This window comes from Caballeronia choica (genome assembly GCF_001544535.1).
Taxonomy (GTDB): domain Bacteria; phylum Pseudomonadota; class Gammaproteobacteria; order Burkholderiales; family Burkholderiaceae; genus Caballeronia; species Caballeronia choica.
In genome coordinates, this window is the sequence record NZ_FCON02000413.1 from 1 (window position 1) to 1,737 (window position 1,737).

A 1,737-nucleotide genomic window follows, 5' to 3' on the forward strand; every position below is an offset into this window, starting at 1 on the left:
CTAGTCGCGTACCACCATCTCATGCGCAGCGGTCACGTTCAGCCGGAATGAGCGGTCACGATCACCGGAATACGCAACCGCGATTTCGCGGACCGAGCCGCGTATGACGAGTTCGTGCGCGGGGTGGTGATGCGCCGCAACCGGCGCAATGCTGCAGCGTTCCAGATTGAGCGCGAACACCTGCTGGATCTGCCTGAGCACCGTACCACCGACTTTGCCGAGGAAGAGGCACGCGTGACACGCTGCGGCACGTTCACCGTGCGTTGCGTACTGTATAGCGCCCCGTCGCGGCTGATCGGTCATCGCCTGAAGGTGCGTCTCTATAGTGACCGGCTCGATTGCTATCTGTCCGGCGCGCTCGTGCACAGCACGGCGAGAGCCACGCACACGACCAAACGGAGAGGTCGCGGCATCGACTACCGGCACTTCATCGATTCGCTCAAACGCAAGCCGCAGGCCTTCAGGGGCCTCGCGTTCCGTGACGATCTGTTTCCACGGGAAGCCTACCGTCGGACCTGGGAGCGCCTCGAGGCGGCGCTCACGCCGCGCAGTGCATGCAAGACCATGGTGGGCCTGCTTGAGCTGGCAGGAAACCACGGCGTCGAGGCGCAACTGGCCGAGAGGCTCGAAGTATTGCTCGAACTCGGTGAACTGCCCGATCTGAAGGCGCTGTTCGATGAGTTCGCGCCGCGCCAGGCCGAGTGTCCGGTGGTTGTCGTCGAGATGCCGTGCGCCGCGCTTTACGACACGTTGCTCGATGAGGAGGTGCTCGCATGAACGCCGCCTACGATGCTGGCCGTATCGCGCTGATGCTCAACGAATTGCGGCTGCCTACGATCGGACGGTTGTGGCCGGACTTCGCTGAACGCTCGGACAAGGAAAGCTGGCAGGCGTCTCGGCTACTCGGTGCATTGCTCGAGCACGAACTCGCCGAGCGGGCCAAACGGAGAACCGAGCGTCATCGTACCGAGTCACATCTGGATCCGACCAAGACGCTCGCCACCTTCGACTTCGGCGTCGTGCCCATGGTCTCGAAGGCACATGTGATGGCGCTGGCCACCGGCGATTCGTGGCTTGAGAAAGGCGCCACGATCCTCTTGTTCGGTCCACCCGGCGGCGGCAAAAGTCATTTGGGGTCCGCCATCGGCCATGCGCTAATCGACACCGGCTATCGCGTATTGTTCACGCGCACCGGCGAAATCGTGCAGAAACTCCAGATCGCTCGCCAGAGCCTGCAGCTGCCTTCGGCGCTCGCGAAGCTCGACCGGTTCGACCTGATCATCCTTGATGATCTCTCGTATGTGAGGAAAGACCAGGCCGAAACCAGCGTGCTGTTCGAGTTGATCGCCGAGAGGTATGAGCGGAAAAGTCTTCTCATAACGGCCAACCAACCGTTCTCCGGCTGGAACGACGTCTTCCCGGACCCCGGCATGACAGTGGCGGCCATCGACCGGCTCGTGCATCACTCGACGATCTTCGAACTGAATGTTGAAAGCTATCGGCGCCGCACAGCCAGCGACAAACAGAAAGAGCGGCGCCGTCAATTACCCGCTGACCACTCGAACGGAGCGACACCCATGCCGAACTAAACAGCGACAATCACCTCGACCGCCCGGCCAAGATGAATGTCGGTAAACCGGACATCCTGCTTGACGCTGTCCATGTATCTGCATCCGACTTACGCGGTGACGCCGTCGCGCGAACCGCTGGGCGTGCTGGACGCCTACATGTGGGCGC

At 61.9% G+C, this 1,737-nt stretch carries 1 protein-coding gene and 1 pseudogene; both read left to right on the forward strand.

Going from position 1 to position 1,737, the window contains the following annotated elements:
- Positions 1-75 precede the first annotated feature (75 nt).
- A pseudogene (locus AWB68_RS44565) lies at positions 76-777 on the forward strand (Mu transposase domain-containing protein); the annotation flags it as partial.
- Positions 774-1,589: an IS21-like element helper ATPase IstB gene (gene istB, locus AWB68_RS44570; RefSeq protein ID WP_087650413.1), complete on the forward strand. Its 816-nt coding sequence runs from the start codon at positions 774-776 to the stop codon at positions 1,587-1,589. The pseudogene AWB68_RS44565 and the gene istB, both read left to right, overlap by 4 nt.
- Positions 1,590-1,737 lie beyond the last annotated feature (148 nt).

What these genes read in the sequence shown, in the direction of transcription:
- istB (WP_087650413.1), top strand. Translation starts at nt 774, where the DNA reads ATGAACGCCGCCTACGATGCTGGCCGTATCGCGCTGATGCTCAACGAA.